The following is a 17,166-nucleotide window of genomic DNA, read 5'->3' as shown; positions in this document are numbered from 1 at the left end:
ACTAATAGAAAATAGTGGTAAAACCACTATTCGTATTGGTCCGGTCTTTGCGAATCAAAGAAACTAAAGTCTTCTTGAGATTCCGATTCCACTCCATCAATGAAGTTGAATTCAGTTAACTTTGGTAACTCAGCAAGAGTTCTAATTCTAAAATAATCATAAAATTTGTTTGTAATACCATACAAAACTGGATTTCCTGGTGTTGGACTAATTCCTACTTCTTCAATAACACCTTTAGCTAAAAGCGTGTTCATAACTTGTTCACTGGCGACGCCACGAATATTATTTACCATTGAACGAGTAACTGGTTGTTTATAAGCTACAATTCCAGCGACTTCTATAGCAGCATTTGATAAACGGTGTTTTTTAACCACTTGAACCATTTTTGTAATGTATTCTTTATAGGTTTCGCGTGTAGCTAGTTTGTAGATGTCATTAAAGTTTACAACCTTAAGTGCTCCATCACGGTTGTTATAGTCTTTGGTAAAATCAGCCATAACTTTTTTTGCTTCATGAATTGTGTTTAAGTTGAATATTTCTTTAACTTGTTCAAGAGATAACCCTTCATCTCCTTGAATATATAACAACGCTTCTAAAATATTATTTTTCATAATCTGGTCCTTTCGCAAATGTTATTGTTCCAAATTGTTCATTTTGTTCCATAGTAATTTTTTGCATTTTCACAAGCACTAATACAGCCATAAAGGTTATAACAAAGTGATTCATTGAAGGTTGATTAAAAATCATTTCAAATGTTACATTGTCAGTGGTTTTGAAAAGTTCTAAAATAAAAGGTATTTGATCTTGCGGAGTGAGTTGAAAATGGTCTAACTTGGTTTTTCTAAGTTTTTGCGCATATGTTCGTTCGAACATTTTTCTTAAAATTGTAATTAACTTAAGCGGTGTCGAATTACCGTCTAGTTGTGTTTTGTCATCATCAAGAAGATATTCCTCAATGTCGCTTGGTTTTTTGATAAAAATATTTGTACGTAATTCTTCGTGTTCGCGAAGTGTTTTAGATATTTCTTTAAATTGTTGATATTCATATAGACGACGTAAAATTTCACGCTTGTCTTCTTCAATTTCTGGTTTTTCTTCAGGAGTAAATAACATCATCTTTGTTTTCAAAGCAAGCAAAGTTGCGGCCATAACTAAATATTCACCAGCAAGATCTATTTCGTTTTCTTGCAAATCTTGAATTATTTTTAGATAAGCACTGGCCAATTCGGCAACATCGACATCCATAATATCTTTGTGTTTATCTTGGACTAATGCTAAAAGTAAATCTAATGGCCCATCAAAATTTTCGATACTTATATCAAATTTTTTATCGTCTGATTCATATAAATTATTCATTTTTGTCTAAACTCATTTCTATTTCGTTTTTTACTCTGTTAATGATTGCTAAATTATCCATTGCTAAAAAGTCTGTTGGTTTAATAGGTTTTAAAAATTTAACATTTACTATTATTTTTTTACCTCTATTTTTATTCAAGGCTTGGCGAGTATCGCTGATTGATACTGGCACAATTGTTAGATATTGGCTTTGGGCAACCTTAATAGCTCCTGCCTTAAATTCGCCCAATTCATTAGTCAAGATGCGTGTACCTTCGGGGAAAATAACTCCATAACGTTTATTATTTTTAACAAAATCCCCAAATTCATTAAGTGATTTAAGAGATTGGCGTAAATCCTGACGATTAATGAAGATTGTATCTAATAATTCTAAAACACCGCTTGCAAATTTTTTACGCTTTAATTCAATTTTGCCCAAAAATGTAGGAATTTTATTTCCTCCTAACATTGCAAAGTCTTTCTTTTCCAAAGCAGCTAAAATAATTAGCGGGTCAATATTAGATTTGTGGTTGGGCAATAGTAATGCAGGCGATTTAGGTAAGTCGTTATAACCTTCAACATTGATTTTCACATTGAAATATCACAATAACTGTTTTGCTCTTTTAAGTAAATAGTCATTTCTTTGTTGTGGAGTCAATTCATCCGGCATACGACGGTATTTTTTTACCATTGCCCTTAATCTTCAAAGACATCATAAAAAATGTCACCATAAAAAAACCATTTTAAAATTAAAACTCATTTTACACCTCCTCTAATGCCGCGATTGCTACTAGCATATTTCCTTCGTGGCTGGTTGAAATTTTTCAGTCTTCAAATGTTCAAACACCAGATTTTTCTTTGACAAGTTTAATTTTCGAAAAATCAAAAAATTTATTGTCAGCCTTAAATAGCGCTTCTTTAATCGCTCAAAGTGATGCTAAATATGTCACTCTAACCTCTTCGCTGGCTAAATTGTGAAGATAATCGATTTCCGATGGATGACAAAAGCGCTTTTCAAATCCTTGTTCTATAGATCTAAATCTATCAATTAAAACTAAATCGATTCCTAATTTCATAAGATTATTATATGTAAATTTTAATATAAATATAAATATTAATATTTAATTAATGTGATATTAATTCAGCATAATAATTAATTTATTAATTTTTTCAATAAAAGTGTTAATTTTTTCCATTTTAAGATGACATTTTCAAAAAAATGGAAAAGACAATGTATGAAGAAAAACCGCGGAATGTTATTAGAGAAAATTATCAATCAAACAATAAATTATTATGAAAAAAATAATTTGGCTTTCATAGAGAAAAAAAGTTTACCAATTAAGTTTTATAAAATTAATGAAAACCGTCAATTGTTTGATGCTTACATTTTCAAGAAGAGTACTGTTGACTATATTGGTTGTTTTGAAGGTCGTTTTATTGCATTTGAAGCTAAATCCACTAATGAATTTAGACTGCCTAATAGTAATATTAAAAAACACCAAGTTGAATATTTAGACAGAATTTATAAATCGGGTGGTTTTGCTTTTTTCATAATTTTATTTAGCAATGTTGATGAGTTTTATATTGTTAATTCAGTATATCTCAAAGATAATTGAAAAAATTCATGGAGCTATGATGAAATAAAAAAAATCGGTTTTCAAGTCGAACTCACATATCCTGGTGTGATTGACTTCTTACCGATAATTAAAGGTTTTAGTTAATAACATCTTTAAGGTATTTAGATGGTTTGAACTTTACAACACGTTTTTGTTCGATTGTAATGCTTTCTTTTGTAAATGGGTTTAGAGTTTCACGCCCTTTTCTAATTGATGTTTCAAAAGTTCCTAAGGAACTTAATTGTACTTTCTCATCATTTGTTAAACGCTCTTTAAGAACAAAAACAAATTTATCGAAAAAATCATTTGCAACTCTAACTGGTACATCCATTAAATCAGCTACTTCTGCCACGAATTCTTTTTTAGTCATAATGCATCCTTTCATGTATAAATGATTATTTGTATACAGTCATAATAATCATGCAATATTATTATAACAATTTTTGTCTAATTTGTGTTTGATAAACTATGAATAATTACCCAAAAGTATTGAAAAAAGGTGGTTATTACTCAAGTCCTGATTTATTTTTGAAAATTAACTTGATTGGACAACCCGTAAAATCAATAACTTGGCGTAGTTGTTTTTCAATATAACGTTCATAACTTCAGTGTAAGTATTTTTTGTTGTTTACAAAGATTAGAAATGTTGGTATTCTTGTGTCAAATAATTTTCTGGCAAAGTATATATTTAATCTACCTCCATTGTATGGTGCAGCAGGTTGTATTAATTGTGTCTCTCTTATTAAATTTGATAGTAATGATGGTTTTACATCCCGTTCAAGATTTGTTTTAACTTTAATGATTGTGTCAATTAGTTTATCTACGCGCTTATTATGCAATACCGAGATGAAACAGAAGGGGACTCATGGTACAAAATGAAATCTGTTTCTCATATTTTTTTCATAATTTATCATTGTGTTTGTTTCTTTTTCGATTAAATCTCATTTGTTTACTGCAATAATTATTGGTTTTGAATTTTCAAGTGCGTAGCCAATTATACGCGCATCAAAATGACTTAGTTCTCTTGAAGAATCAATCATAATAATCGATAAATCTGATTCATCAAGTGCGGAAATCGCGCGCATTAGTGCATATTTATCAATCATGTCAACGATTTTGCTTTTCTTAGTAATGCCGGCAGTATCAACAATCTCAAATTTTTCACCTTTTAACTCCACAACCGTTTTAACACTATCTCTGGTTGTGCCTGCTATATCACTAACAATTGAACGATCTTCACCAGAAAGGAGATTAAGAAGCGATGATTTTCCTGAATTTGGTCTACCAATAATTGATAATCTAAAGTTTCGGTCAGTCTTCTCGTCATCCAAATATAGGTTTTTAAGACATTCATCAAGGACATCTCCCACTCCATGGCCATGCTGTGCGCTAATTTGGAATATTTTGTCAGCTCCCAATGAATATCATGATCAGTTAAACATGTCGGTATTATCCAATTTATTAGCAACAACCACAACAGGCTTCTCGCTTTTTCTTAACATGCTTAAAATCATTTGATCATCATTTGTAATTTCGGCAGAACCGTCAACCATAAAAATAATTACATTAGCTTCCTCAATAGCTATTTTTGCTTGAGTTCTGATTTGTTCCTGAAATGGTCTATTTTCCACTTCTATACCACCGGTATCAATGACTCTAATTTCTTTACCGCTCCACTCAAAAGTTTCGTATAGTCTGTCTCTTGTAACACCTGGTTCATCGTATGTTATTGAACTTTTTTTGCCAACAAAACGATTAAAAAGTGTACTTTTTCCAACATTTGGTTTTCCAATGATTGCTATTACATTATTTCTCATTTACAACCGCCTTTATTAATCTTATTATTTCAACAACAACGGCTTCAAAATTCATCTCTGTACAATTAATAACATATGCATCATCAACAATTTTTAATGGATCATTTTTTCTGTTAGAGTCTTGTTCATCGCGCGCTTGGACTTCTTTGAGAACTTGGTGAAAATTTGTATTGTAGCCCAATTCTTTGTTTTGAAGGATTCTTCTATTTGCTCTCTCGTGAGCAGTAGCGGTTAAAAATATTTTAACTTCAGCATAAGGCATAATTCGATATGTTGTATCTCTACCATCCATAATATAACCTTTTTTAGCTTTAGTAATTTGTTGGATGTATTTAACAACGTATTCTCTAACGTGTTTGTAAACGGCAATATCTGATGAAATTTTCGATATTTTATCGGCTCTAATTAATGAACTGATATCGACACCGTCGCTATATATTCTTTCATGTTCATCCAAACTAATTTTTAAAATTTGGTCATCTAAAATAGCATTTACTGCTTTTTCATCTTTAGGGTCAATATTTTTGTTAGAAACAACATAAGCTATGGCTCTATAGACGCTACCAGAACTAATAAAAGTATATCCTAGACGCTTCGCCACTTCTTTTGATACAGTCGATTTGCCAGCACCAGACGGCCCATCGATTGCAACATTTATTTTTTTCATAAATCCTCCATTTGAATTGAAACCAATATAATTTATATTATTTAATATTACTAAAAAATATCATTTTTGAATTAAAGTTGTACTTTATTTATGACAATTTCAGCTGATTCAGCCATTGTTACGGTATCTTCGTTATTAAAACGAGATTCTAAACCCAAATCTAAGTTTGAACCGCTATTCAACATTTCATATACATTTTCATTCATAAATTTAGAGATATCTTTCCGTTGCAATGATACTGATTTAAATATATCTTTTTTAAAATTAGACAGTTTAGAAGTTAGTATTCCTAAATTAACCTGAAGGTCATATCAATCTCTAACTTCAATATATTTGATAACGTCGTTTACTTTTGATTTATAAGCAAATAAGCAAGGGTCAATCATAATTGAAATAAGTGAGTTATTTGGTTTCAACTTGTAATAAGTTGAAACATCTTCTAAAAATTCAGAATCTGCTTCCAGAAAACTAGCAAATAAACTTTGTTGGCTATAGTCATTGTGATTAAGATGTTCAATAAAATTTTGGTTCTTCTTTGTTTTCATAATATATATTATATTTTAAATAATAATTAAGATTAAAATAAAGAAAAAACACCGATTGGTGTTTATTTGAATTGTTTAATGAAATCTGTGTTTGTTGTATCCGAATATTGCTCAAGATCTTTCGAAAGTTTTTTTAGGTCTGAAGTTGAAAGTTCTGGAATAACAACCTTCAATAATATTTTTAAATCACCGGCACGATTGTTCTTTCTAACACCTTTGCCGCTTAGAACAAGTGTTTTGCCGTTTTGATAAGTTCTTCGTAATTTAATAGTTTCTGTTCCATAAGGAGTGGGTACAAGTACTTCGTTTTCTTTGATTATATCTATAAATGAAACTGGATATTCTAGATAAATATTTAGATTATCCCTTTGGAAAAATTGATGAGCCTGAACATTAATTTCAACATATAAATCTCCTGAAGGGCCACCATTTTCACCTCGACCACCATAGCCGTTAAGTTTGATTCTATCACCATTATCAGAGCCGGCGGGAACTGAAAAAGTTACAACTTTTTCTTTTTTGATGTAAATTTTTCCTGAACAAACTTTACATTTATTTATTATTTTTTCTCCTTTACCTTTACATCTATTACATACCGAAGTGTTATTAATAATACCGAAAGGTGTTCTTTGTTGAATTTGCTGTTGCCCACTACCGTGACAAGAGTCGCAAGTAACAATATCGGCAGGTGTTTCTCCACCATGACCGTTACAATGGCTACATACTTCTCATTTATCTAGATTTTGTTTGACTTCCTTACCTCTTATTGATTCATTGAATGATATCTGTAAGCGCATTAACATATCGTTACCACGTGATGGTTCAAATGAATTACGGCCAAATCCACCAAATCCACTAAAGAAATTGCTGAAGATATCACCAAAACCACTAAAATCACCAAAACCACTAAATCCTTGTGGCCCTTCTTCAGAACCATATTTGTCGTAGTTTTCACGTTTTTGTTTATCGCTTAGAACTTCGTACGCCTCATTTAATTCTTGCATTTTTTTATCACTGGTTCCATCTTTTAACTTATCTGGGTGATATTGCATCGCAAGTTTTCGGTACGCTTGCTTAATTTCTTTTTCTGTTGCGTCTTTTGAAACGCCCAAAACTTTATAATAATCTTTTTTACTCATGACTTATATTTTAGCACAATAATAATTAGACTGCTAAATTAAATTGCCGTGATAAATAACATAATAAAATTAGTTTATTAGATAAAAAAGCTAATTCAATAAAAATTTATTTAATTTTTTTAAAAAGTCATTCACGTTTTGCAATTGTGTAGCTAGAATGGTAAGTTTTATAATAGGATTCGTTAACGATTAAACCTAGGAAAATAAAGTAAGAAAGCGATGATACGAACAAAGCAATATACATAAAAGTTCCGATTGCTCCATATTGGTTGTATTTAATTAACGATGTAAGATAACCAAAAGCACCAATAAATAACATATTTGGAAATGAAGCAATAAGAACGCCCGGTAATACAGAGTTTCACGATAATTTAAAACTTGGTGTTAGTTTGTAAATTAAAGTAAAACCAAAATATAAGACTATCATTAAATAAATATCGAAAGAAACATAGAAAAATATTTTTTCGCCAACTGAGTTTAAATTAGTTGAAATTAATTTATAGATAAAAATATAAAATGCGGTTACTAAGAATAAGTAAATACTTATACTAACAACAATAAAAAACCCCTTAATTCTATTTATGAAGAAGTTTCCTAATGTTTCATGTCCATAAATGTAATTTTGTGAGTAAATAAATCTTCCTCAGCCGTTTGAGCCCAGTCATGTTGATGTTAATAATAAAATGGCAATTGTTGTGTACTGTACACCGTGATTAATATTAAGATTTGGCACATTAATTAGGTTTTCAACCCCGGGAATGATTCTAACTAATATTACATTTAAAAATACATTATTGTAGTCTTGAATAAATGAAAGTAGGACAATAACTACCGTTAAGATAGGAACAAAAGAAACCAAAAAATAAAATGATAGAGAAATTGGTATAAAAGTTAGATCTTTGGCGGTAAAACGATTATACGTTCTATCAATTAATTCCTTTGTTTTGCTTTTATTTTTCCATGTAGTTTTTGGAGTTGCAATTCACAAAATAAGCATAATAAAAAATTTGATTATTTTTTCTAGTAATCACCATTGTTTATTTTCGTTAGGTATAACACTTTTATTAATAACTGATTTTTTAATCTTTTTATTATATGCCTTTTTTATTTTTTTTGGATTTTGGCCAGTGTAAATTTGTTCTTCGTTATTGCTCATATTAATATTATATGGAGATTTATGAAAAAAGCAACACAAGTATATTGAGTTGCTTATTAAAGGACTTGATTATGAGTGTTTATTTTTTATTTATTAATAATAAATTATTAATTGTCAATGCTATAGAAATAATCGTAAACACTGTGATAACAATTGAAAACGATAAAAAGATATTGATATAATGTTTCACAGGTAATAGAATTCATGTCACAATCATAGCAAAGTATGCAAATACTGATAAAATTACTATTATTTCAATAATTAGAGAGTTTTTTCTATATTCTATAAATACACAAGAATTGATATATTGATATAAAGATGTAAATCCTGCAAATATCATAAAGCAAAACATTAACGATATAAATGTAAACATAGGCAGAGCAGCAAATTTATTCACTTGTTCAATGATAGAGAATATTGAAACGGTTATTGAAATGAATAAATAGGTTAAAGAAGTTACTAAGAATAAAATTAATGATGTGCGATAATTTTTTTTATTCATAATTTTCCTTTCTTAATCTTTTGGCTAGTTCTAAAAGTAAAAGCTCCCTGATGTCAATACTGATACTTCCATTGTTTTCGTTTTGTATTCCTTTGAATTCGTCTATAAGTGAGTTTAAAACTCCCGATAGATTTTTATAATCGATTTCTTTAAATCTAGACATCAAAATATTGTATTCATTGTCTGAGGAAAAAACTCTTTTCAGACTACAAATTGTTTTATCTTTATGTGTAGAAATATTTAATATTTCCTGTTCAAATTTATATTTATCTTTGATTATTTCATTAATTTTCTTGCTGATTAAATTAAATTTTTTGAGATTCATCTTTTTAAAAATTAAATTAAATAACTCATTTAATTCAAACAGATGACCATTTAAATTGAGTTTGGAATTAATATAAATTAAGAAAGAATTAATATTATCTTTTGTGGGTACAAACGCATCGGATTTCATAAAATAGGAAACAAAGAAATTTGAAAAATACATATATTCAATGTGACTAATAATTTTTTTGATACTTAAAATATTTGATTTTGATATCAAAAATGCTAAATCCATCAACGCATTTTCTACTTTTTCATCACTTTTGTCGAGATTTTTTTTACTAAGCATGAAACTTTTAAAAAGTTGGTGTATTTTCATTGAAATTAAAAAGTAGCGTTTTGGAAGGAAAAATCCATTTTTGTTTCAAATTTTGTTTTTTTGTATAAATTTAGGCAAGAAGATTTCCACCGGCTTATTGTCATAAGAGTATTTTGCAAATAAACCATCGTTGTAAATAGTTTTTAAATTACCAATATTATTTAATTTACAGTTTTTTTCATAAGAAATGAAATCTAAATCGTTTGCCTTTCTGAAATAATCTTTATATTTTAGTTCAAGTGATTTAGAACCATGCAAAACGAAACCGTTTTTTTGCATTCTGAAAATTATATTTCTTTCGACATCATCCTTTTGTTCGTTTTTAGTAGTCATTTGTTTCAAAACTCTTATATTCAGAGTAACAAAAAGTTTCAATTTTAATCATTTATATGCCCTGAATCAGTTATATTCATAATATTTGTTAATATAAATTATTGAAAGCGAATTTAAGAATCAAATAACCTGCAAAAATAATAAAACAATTAGTAGAATATACAAATAAACGTAGGTTTTAAAAGCTATATCTTGTCCTTTATTTTTATTTTTCAGGATATTAAATAATTCAAAATTACTGGTACTTACCAAAACAAAAATGTATAAAATTACTGAAAAAAGCAGAGTAGAAAGAAACAAAAATAAGTAATATCTTTTCAAGCTGTTTTTGATTCAGTTTTTTTGTTTTAAAAAATTAATTTTATCTTTTAATAACATGTTGTACCTCACATAATATCTCTGTTATATTCCATTAGTTTTTCATACGCAATTTCATAAATCGTTTTTACTGTATCGTAAACCCGATTTACTTTAGATTTTGAGATTTTTAGTGAAATGAAGTTATTCCATTTGGAAGTGACATTATTTAAAGCTCTTTGTGCCTCCTCCAATGAATTCATTATTAATATTATATCTTTTGATTCGGCAATGTTTGTTAATTTTCCGAATATTTGGATAACAAATGCTTTGGAATAAGAATTATATTCTTTTAAGTTTTGAAGTTGACCTAAAAGCGTGCAAACCAAAACTCCTCCTTGTAACGCGACTTGTAGCTCCGGTATAGAATCAATATTCAAATGCGATAAGTTATTTCCTAAGGCATCTGCCGCGTATCAAAGCGGATCAGCTTTTTGCAATAAATCAATTACGTAGTTAATAGATCCACCGATTGCATTATGAAAGTCATATCATGATTTAAAACATATATCAATTTTATTGCTAATTTTATTAAAATCGTTTTGGTCCACAAAGTGATTTATATCATATTTTCCCTCAGCTGTAAAGACACTTTGACTCTTGCGCTGAATTGTAAATAATGAATAATTTATGAGTCCATAATTTTCTTTCATTTTTAATTTTGAAATATTTTCTTCAAATTCTTTCTTCAAAGTATCAATTTCATTTTTAAATTTATAGATATCTAACTCGATTGCAACCGCGTTTACATTTTCATTTTGATAAATTGTTAGCATATTTCCTCCATTTAAACTTTTTTTATACTATACTGAAATTATATCCATAAAATATTAATTGCCATCCAAACTACAGAGTCAAGACCTTGATTTAAGGGAAAATGTGAAAAGTATCCATTTATAGTAGTTGTTTTGATAATTATTTTCAAAATTTAATTAAAAAACAGCCTTTGACGCTGTTATGTTAATTTAAATATAAATTCACAAAGTACAATGAAGACTGGAATTAGAATTATTGACATTATTGTTGAAAGCGCCGAAGCTCTCGCAGTGAAGTTTGGTGCTTTATTATACATTAATGATAGAGCAGCAGGAACCGTTCCCGGAGGCGTTACGCTAACAACAACAATAGTTAAACAAACTTCGGCTGGTATTTTTTTAGCAGTATAGAATGAATACATGATTCCAAGCATGATTAGCGGAACAATGATTAGTTTTATAAATGTGTATAACCAAACATATTTATCCGTAAAAACTTCTCTAAGGCGTTTTTCACTCATTTTCATACCAACTGTTAATCAGACAAGCGGTGTACATAAACGTGATAATGTTAAAACAACATTATTTACATAAGGTATGGTTGTGTGAAAATCCATTCATCCAGTAGGTTCGATATTGGTTGCTATGTAAAGATTTTTAGAGACATCAAAAATGTATTTGCTTGAGTCTTTTGCAATATAAATAGAGTTGAAATTAGTACCAAATTTTGCTTTCTTAACAACTTCTATTGTGTCGAAATAATTAACACCGTCTATTTGTTTCGCGAAAACATCAATTGGAATAGGGTCAATATCCTTTGTTGAGTTTCCTAATCCTGGAATTAACTGAGTTAATCATAAAAATAAACCTAAAATCGTAATCATTAATGTTGAATTGGTTGCTAACTTTTTACATGTTTGTTTAAAGTTATCTTTATTCATTTTAATACCAGAGATAATAACAAAAACAAATGTATATAAAGTTATTCTTTGCGGAATGTTCCACATACTTACACTAATTATTGCTCCGGCTTGATGCGATGTTCCTTGATAAAATTCGCTAATTACAGGCAATCCAAATGTGGCTGTAGCCCCAAAAATTATCAGTATAAACATCATTAATGCGCGTTCTTTTGGCACATCATTATTCGTAGTGGCTGAAATTGTGCCTAGCATAGTTTTGTTTGAAGCATTTTTAACTAATTTTGGTAGTTTTCAATCAAATTTAACTCATAATCAAACAAAAAAGCAAAGAATTATGTAAAAAAGGAGCGATAACAACAATATTCATGCTTGCTCTTTGAGCTTATTAAGGGAAATGCTCGACATAAATCCTTTTAGAGCTATTGCTGGAACTGAAATTTCAAGAATAATTTTAGTAAAAGAGTTAATTCAAGATGATTTTAAAATTCCAAATTTAGTGAACAAATAACCTATTGATATCAATAAAATGCTCGCAATACATACACCAATGAGGTTAGAGTTGGTTATAGTAGATATAAACACTTCACGCATAATTATTGATTATACTCCCATAGATTTTTGATGATAGTAAGTTTATAAAAAAACAAAGTCAGCACTTTGTTTAAAAGTTCTCTATATCATCAATACGATTTTGGTGTCTACCGCCCTCAAATTCGGTGTTGATATATTCCTTAATCATTGCTTTAGCTTCATCAAGTGGTACTTGTCTTCCGCCCAAAACTAGAACATTGGCATTATTGTGTTGTTTTGCTAAGTGAGCATCTTCGACACTAGTAATTCTCGCAGCACGAATTCCATGGTGACGATTTAGTGCATATGAAATACCTAAACCTGTTCCACAAAATCCTAATCCAAAACTCACTTTATGTTCTTTCATATAATTGGCTAATTTATGACCCTGTAGTGAGTAAGAAACAGAAGTTGATGAATCGGCTGGGCCTAAATCTACAACTTCATATCCAAGTTCATTGATATAACTAATTAATTCATTTTTTAATTTGCAACCACCGTGGTCGCTAGCCATAGCTACTATTTTTTTACTCATAATTCTCCTTACATTTATGATTATTATAGTAAAAAGTATCCGTTTTTATTAATTTTTTCCGTTTTTTAAAAAGCAACCACTTTTCTGCTAATAAATGATATGAAAATTACAAAACAATATGATTCTAAAGACTGTGGTTTGCACGTTTTGCAATATCTTTTTATGAAGTTAAATAAAGAATATGTTGATATAAATTATTTAAAACTTAAAGCACACTATACTTCACAAGGGATAAATTTAGCGAACTTGAGTGAAATTGCAACGCAACACGGAGTAAAACTTGATTCATATAATGCAGATTTTGATTCAATTAAAAATATTAATAGAATTGATTTCCCTTTTTTAGTATTAGTTAAAAATAATGGGTTAGCACACTATTTAATAGTAGAGAAAATTACGCATAAATGTTTAGTGGTACAAGATTCTAATATTGGTGGTAGAAATAAACTTTCTTTTGAAGAGTTTAAATCTATTTACCAAAATGTAATCATTTTTGCTTATAAATTGGATAATTCAAAAAACAAAAAAACCATAAATGAAATTGAAGACAAAGTTAGTTCAATGTTTACATTTACAAAACAAACATTCGGTTTATTATTACTTGCCGTTTTATCGGTTATATTAACATTTAGTTCTTCATTTTTTGTAAAACTAACTTTTGATTATGTCTTACCCAATAATTTAGTTAAAACATTAACTGTTTTATTTATTTCATTTTTATGAATAAATATTCTCCGATTTATAAATTCTTCGATAAAAGACATAATTATAAGAAAGTTATCCAATAAAATCGAGTTAGAAATTTCTGAGAATTTTTATTTGAAAATTCAAAGATTGCCGATTAATGAATTGAATAAAATGACACATAACGAACTAATAAAGAGGGCTAGTTATATTAATTTTATCGCAAATTATAAAGCTAATTTTGTTTATTCTTTTTTTATAGAAACAGCGTCAATTGTTGTTAGTTGTGTTTTACTAATCTGATTGAATTATTTATTATTTTTGATGATTTTAATATTCTTAATATTTGCTGTTTTTACAAATGTTATTTTTCAAATGCATATTAATAGAAAATATAATGACTTTATTTCAAAAACCCATCAAAAAGCACAATCAGATTTAGATGTTATATTTACACTAAATACTTTTAATTCTTCTCTTGATCAAAATTATAAAGAGTTAAGAAGAAGGGAAAAGATGCTTAAAAGTATGAATGCAGATTATTCAATGTTTAATAAAAAAAATTCGAACAATTTACTTGTTGATTTGGTAATTGGAAATTTGGGGATGATTATTGTGTTTACAGGGTGTCTATTAATTTTCAAGAATTCTTTAACGGTTGGTACATTAGTAATGGTTCTTACAACATTAAATTATTTTGTACAACCCATTACTTCATTAACCGCAATAACAATGATGAAAAATATTGTTAATAAACATATTCAAATGGTAAATTTTATTTTAAATCTAAACGAATCTAAAATAAAAAGTGAAGGGGTTGAAATTGAAAATATAGACAAAATTGAATTAACCGATATTAATTTCGGGTATGATTATGGCAAAAAAATTCTAAACATTAAAAGTTTAGTATTAGCAAAAAATACTCAAATTATAGGCTCTAACGGTAGTGGAAAAACCACTTTATTAAATTTGCTAAATTACAGAATTTGCAATTGATTAGGTCAAATTAGGATTAACGATATAGATCTCGATTTTATAGATAATGAAAATCTTAAAGAAAATTCGATTTTGATAACTTCTGATCCGTATCTACCATCTTTCAATATTATTGAATTTATTACATCAAATAATAAACAAAATCAAGAAACATTATTGGAAAATATTAAAAAATATAAATTGGATGAATTAATGGAATTATTAAGGTTGAATTTAAATACAGAACTAGTTAATAATGGTTCTAACATTTCTAAGGGTCAAAAACAATTTATTGTGCTGCTTAAACTATTTACTAAAAAATATAGACTTATAATGTTAGATGAGGCTTTTGATAATGTTGATGAAAAAATATTTAAATTGATGATTCGAAAAATAAAAGAATATCAAAAAGATGCTTTCTTTATTGAAATCAACCATAATAAAAAATATGTGCATGTAAACAAGGAGGTAGATTTTGACAAAATTAACAAAATTAACTAAGTGATTTTGACTATACTTGGCTGCTATAACCCTATTATCCATTTTTGTTTTATACTTCGTGTTAACATATAAGATTGAAAAAACTATTAAGATTAATTTCATTGTTGATGAAAAGAAGAATTTAGTGCTATTAGCTCCTGAAAGGTCTTTATTCTATATTGAAAAAAATAAAGAAATATCAATAAACTATGATAATAAAATCTACCTATTAAAGGTAAGTGCAGTTAAAAAAATAAATGAAAATGTTTTAGTTACTTTTTACAAATTACCACGAAATATGAGACTAATTTCAAACACGCATATTGAAGGTGTACTATACTATGACAAAGGTTCGATTTTATCTAATTTTATATCAATGGAGTATTAGGTCATTATTATATAATTTACATATGGTTGAAATTAATATTAATATTGAAAATGGTACATCGTTCCATTTTGAAAATGAATACAAACAAATATTAAGGAATCTACAAGATTATTTTAATATCGATAAAACAATTGTTTTGGATGTTTCGATAGTAAATAATCAAAAAATCAAAAAATTAAACAAAAAATACCGCGGTAAGGATTACGCAACCGATATTTTGTCATTTGATTTTGGAAATGATGACTTCTATAATGAATTACCGATTTTACCGATTGGTGAATTAATTATTAGTCACGAAAAAGTTGAGTCTCAAGCCATTGAATTTAATCACTCTGTGAGAAGAGAGTATTGTTATTTATTTGCTCACGGATTAATTCATTTAATGGGTTATGATCATGAAACGGAAATCGAAAAAGTTGAAATGGACAAAATGGTTGATAGTATATTCAACCCATTAGGTATTACAAGAGAGGAATAAAAATGGACGTAAAAAAATTAAAATCACTTTTACAGTATTCATACTGCCCTTGATCACGCTTTAAAGTGGCGGCCGTCGCAATTGATGCAGAAGGGAGAGAATGACCAGGCGTTAACGTCGAAAATGCTGCTTTTCCATCTGGATTATGTGCTGAACGTTCAGCTTTGTTTGGTTCAGTTGCACACGGCGCAGTGGTAGGAACATTTAAGGAAATTCACATTATTTCGTCTGGGGCTGGTGTGGTTTCACCATGTGCTGGTTGTAGACAAGTATTGACTGAATTTATGCAAGATGATGCATTAGTTCACTTATACAATGGTGAGGGGGATGTAGTTAAAACATTCAAATTAGTTGAATTAGTACCTTTACCAATTAGAAGTGAGCAAATTAAGTAATGAAGGTAAGTATTGTAACCATTATCGGAAGACCAAATGTTGGTAAATCATCGTTACTGAACCAAATTTTAAACTATGAACTTGCTATAGTTTCCAACATACCACAAACAACAAGAGATCAAATTAATGGTGTTTATAATGAACCTGGTTACCAAATTGTCTTTGTTGATACTCCTGGAATACACAAACCATTAAATAAATTAGGCGAATCATTAAACAAGAATGCGTACAATTCATTGAAGGATATTGACTGTATCTTATTTCTTTCGCCTGTAAATGAAAATATCGGGGCGGGAGATAAGGTAATTTTAGAGAAAATACAAAATCAAAAAAATAAAATAGCTGTTATTTCAAAAGTGGACTTAGCCAAATCGCCAGATATTTTATTGGCTAAAGTTGAAGAATTAAGATCATTTGGTTTTGAAAAAATATACAGTATTTCAACCGATAATATCTCTTCAATTAAGAGTTTAATAGAGGAATTGAAATCATATTGTTACGATGGGGAACCATATTATGATGAGGATTTTATAACTGATAAATCAATGAGATTTATGGCTAAAGAAATAATTAGAGTTTCAGCAATGAAATTGCTTCGTGAAGAACTTCCTCACTCAATTGCTGTTGAGGTCAGTGAATTTATTGAAAATGAAAATCAAATTAATATCGAAGCCCTAATTTTTGTAAAAAAACCTTCACAAAAAGGAATGGTTATTGGTAAAGATGGGCAAATGATAAAAAATATAGGCATTAATGCCCGTAAACGTATGTCGATGCTATTTGGTGCTAAAGTCGATTTGCGTCTAAAAGTTAAAATAGCTGATAAATGGATAAATGATCCTAAATTTTTAAAGAAAATGGGATATTAAAGGA

At 28.6% G+C, this 17,166-nt stretch carries 21 protein-coding genes; 6 read left to right on the top strand and 15 right to left on the bottom strand.

Going from position 1 to position 17,166, the window contains the following annotated elements; genetic code table 4:
* Positions 1-26 precede the first annotated feature (26 nt).
* From scpB to KQ878_RS00655, 4 genes are all read right to left on the bottom strand, one after another.
* Positions 27-611 (bottom strand): SMC-Scp complex subunit ScpB, encoded by a 585-nt coding sequence (scpB, locus tag KQ878_RS00670; protein ID WP_216505203.1) that lies wholly within the window; start codon positions 609-611, stop codon positions 27-29.
* Positions 601-1,356 carry a segregation/condensation protein A gene (locus KQ878_RS00665; RefSeq protein WP_216505201.1) on the bottom strand — a complete coding sequence of 252 codons (756 nt, stop codon included), beginning with the start codon at positions 1,354-1,356 and terminating at the stop codon, positions 601-603. Before KQ878_RS00665 ends, scpB begins: the two co-directional genes overlap by 11 nt.
* Complete coding sequence (locus tag KQ878_RS00660; protein WP_308506966.1) at positions 1,349-2,026, bottom strand: lysophospholipid acyltransferase family protein; 678 nt, start codon at positions 2,024-2,026, stop codon at positions 1,349-1,351. Before KQ878_RS00660 ends, KQ878_RS00665 begins: the two co-directional genes overlap by 8 nt.
* Before the next feature lie 70 nt (positions 2,027-2,096).
* Positions 2,097-2,411 carry a 4'-phosphopantetheinyl transferase superfamily protein gene (locus KQ878_RS00655; protein WP_216505197.1) on the bottom strand — a complete coding sequence of 105 codons (315 nt, stop codon included), beginning with the start codon at positions 2,409-2,411 and terminating at the stop codon, positions 2,097-2,099.
* Positions 2,412-2,570: 159 nt separating this feature from the next.
* On the opposite strand from KQ878_RS00655, the gene recU reads away from it, so the two are divergent.
* Entirely contained in the window at positions 2,571-3,056 is a 486-nt protein-coding gene (recU, locus tag KQ878_RS00650; protein ID WP_216505195.1) for a Holliday junction resolvase RecU, read from the top strand.
* Here the strand turns inward: recU and KQ878_RS00645 are convergent.
* The 11 genes from KQ878_RS00645 to KQ878_RS00595 all read right to left on the bottom strand — a co-directional run bounded on the left by KQ878_RS00645 (position 3,049) and on the right by KQ878_RS00595 (position 12,893).
* A complete protein-coding gene (locus KQ878_RS00645) occupies positions 3,049-3,321 on the bottom strand; it encodes an HU family DNA-binding protein (protein WP_216505194.1) in 273 nt (90 codons plus the stop codon). The two genes, recU and KQ878_RS00645, sit on opposite strands and share 8 nt — an antisense overlap.
* A gap of 136 nt (positions 3,322-3,457) precedes the next feature.
* Positions 3,458-4,768, bottom strand: coding sequence for a ribosome biogenesis GTPase Der (gene der, locus KQ878_RS00640; RefSeq protein WP_216505189.1), 1,311 nt, complete (start codon positions 4,766-4,768; stop codon positions 3,458-3,460).
* Positions 4,758-5,435: a (d)CMP kinase gene (gene cmk, locus KQ878_RS00635; protein ID WP_216505187.1), complete on the bottom strand. Its 678-nt coding sequence runs from the start codon at positions 5,433-5,435 to the stop codon at positions 4,758-4,760. Before cmk ends, der begins: the two co-directional genes overlap by 11 nt.
* A 71-nt stretch (positions 5,436-5,506) precedes the next feature.
* Positions 5,507-5,980, bottom strand: a complete 474-nt coding sequence (locus tag KQ878_RS00630; RefSeq protein ID WP_216505185.1) for a hypothetical protein — start codon at positions 5,978-5,980, stop codon at positions 5,507-5,509.
* Between the two features lie 62 nt (positions 5,981-6,042).
* Entirely contained in the window at positions 6,043-7,119 is a 1,077-nt protein-coding gene (locus KQ878_RS00625; RefSeq protein ID WP_216567733.1) for a DnaJ C-terminal domain-containing protein, read from the bottom strand.
* A gap of 106 nt (positions 7,120-7,225) precedes the next feature.
* Positions 7,226-8,275 carry a YihY/virulence factor BrkB family protein gene (locus KQ878_RS00620; protein WP_216505183.1) on the bottom strand — a complete coding sequence of 350 codons (1,050 nt, stop codon included), beginning with the start codon at positions 8,273-8,275 and terminating at the stop codon, positions 7,226-7,228.
* Positions 8,276-8,354: 79 nt separating this feature from the next.
* Entirely contained in the window at positions 8,355-8,777 is a 423-nt protein-coding gene (locus KQ878_RS00615) for a hypothetical protein (RefSeq protein WP_171111205.1), read from the bottom strand.
* Positions 8,770-10,131, bottom strand: coding sequence for an MAG4530 family protein (locus KQ878_RS00610; RefSeq protein WP_373422547.1), 1,362 nt, complete (start codon positions 10,129-10,131; stop codon positions 8,770-8,772). The genes KQ878_RS00615 and KQ878_RS00610 overlap by 8 nt, the downstream gene beginning before the upstream one ends.
* The gene (locus KQ878_RS00605) at positions 10,122-10,886 is read right to left on the bottom strand and encodes a hypothetical protein (protein ID WP_216505180.1); all 765 of its coding nucleotides are present in this window, start codon (positions 10,884-10,886) and stop codon (positions 10,122-10,124) included. The genes KQ878_RS00610 and KQ878_RS00605 overlap by 10 nt, the downstream gene beginning before the upstream one ends.
* Before the next feature lie 179 nt (positions 10,887-11,065).
* Positions 11,066-12,292 (bottom strand): AEC family transporter, encoded by a 1,227-nt coding sequence (locus KQ878_RS00600; RefSeq protein ID WP_216505178.1) that lies wholly within the window; start codon positions 12,290-12,292, stop codon positions 11,066-11,068.
* Positions 12,293-12,449: 157 nt separating this feature from the next.
* The gene (locus KQ878_RS00595) at positions 12,450-12,893 is read right to left on the bottom strand and encodes an RpiB/LacA/LacB family sugar-phosphate isomerase (protein WP_216505176.1); all 444 of its coding nucleotides are present in this window, start codon (positions 12,891-12,893) and stop codon (positions 12,450-12,452) included.
* Between the two features lie 99 nt (positions 12,894-12,992).
* Between KQ878_RS00595 and KQ878_RS04310 the strand changes: the two genes are divergently transcribed.
* From KQ878_RS04310 to era, 5 genes are read left to right on the top strand one after another with little or no spacing between them, the layout of a single operon-like run.
* Positions 12,993-15,053, top strand: coding sequence for an Mbov_0121 family peptidase domain-containing ABC transporter (locus KQ878_RS04310; protein ID WP_216567732.1), 2,061 nt, complete (start codon positions 12,993-12,995; stop codon positions 15,051-15,053).
* Positions 15,028-15,420, top strand: a complete 393-nt coding sequence (locus KQ878_RS00585; protein WP_216505174.1) for an MAG1140 family protein — start codon at positions 15,028-15,030, stop codon at positions 15,418-15,420. Before KQ878_RS04310 ends, KQ878_RS00585 begins: the two co-directional genes overlap by 26 nt.
* A gap of 22 nt (positions 15,421-15,442) precedes the next feature.
* Positions 15,443-15,898 carry an rRNA maturation RNase YbeY gene (ybeY, locus tag KQ878_RS00580; protein ID WP_216505173.1) on the top strand — a complete coding sequence of 152 codons (456 nt, stop codon included), beginning with the start codon at positions 15,443-15,445 and terminating at the stop codon, positions 15,896-15,898.
* 2 nt (positions 15,899-15,900) lie between these two features.
* Complete coding sequence (gene cdd / locus KQ878_RS00575) at positions 15,901-16,293, top strand: cytidine deaminase (protein WP_216505166.1); 393 nt, start codon at positions 15,901-15,903, stop codon at positions 16,291-16,293.
* Positions 16,293-17,162 carry a GTPase Era gene (era, locus tag KQ878_RS00570; RefSeq protein WP_216567731.1) on the top strand — a complete coding sequence of 290 codons (870 nt, stop codon included), beginning with the start codon at positions 16,293-16,295 and terminating at the stop codon, positions 17,160-17,162. Before cdd ends, era begins: the two co-directional genes overlap by 1 nt.
* Positions 17,163-17,166 lie beyond the last annotated feature (4 nt).

The sequence above is a fragment of the Mycoplasma zalophidermidis genome, assembly GCF_018913985.1.
GTDB classification, from domain to species: Bacteria; Bacillota_I; Bacilli_A; order Mycoplasmatales; family Metamycoplasmataceae; genus Mycoplasmopsis; species Mycoplasmopsis zalophidermidis.
Note: the sequence above shows the minus strand (reverse complement) of the source record. Positions and strands in the feature narration are given on the sequence as shown.